Raw genomic sequence first — 265 nt, 5'->3', positions numbered from 1 at the left:
CTTTTAACTGCGCTTTACGGTATTTTTCTCGCAGTATTTCAAACTCATTAAAACGTGTTCTTTTCTCTTTTAACGCGTAGGCTTCGTTGCTGGTAGAGTAAGTTTGCAAAATAGTGTTGGAAATTTTTTCAGCTTCTTCAATTCTGCCCATTCGGTTTTTTACAAGATAGCTAAGCATTAATGCGCGAGAAGATACTCGGCCCGAACTTTCATAGCGTTTTAAAAGTTCACTGGCTTTGTACAAGTCACTTTTAGCGTAATACAG

1 pseudogene is annotated in these 265 nt (G+C 37.7%); it reads right to left on the bottom strand.

Going from position 1 to position 265, the window contains the following annotated elements:
- Positions 1-265: pseudogene (locus AAEY68_RS21195) on the bottom strand (type IV pilus biogenesis/stability protein PilW); the annotation flags it as partial.

This window comes from Pseudoalteromonas sp. RB2-MNA-CIBAN-0110, assembly GCF_040309305.1.
Classification (GTDB): domain Bacteria; phylum Pseudomonadota; class Gammaproteobacteria; order Enterobacterales; family Alteromonadaceae; genus Pseudoalteromonas; species Pseudoalteromonas arctica.
Note: the sequence above shows the minus strand (reverse complement) of the source record. Positions and strands in the feature narration are given on the sequence as shown.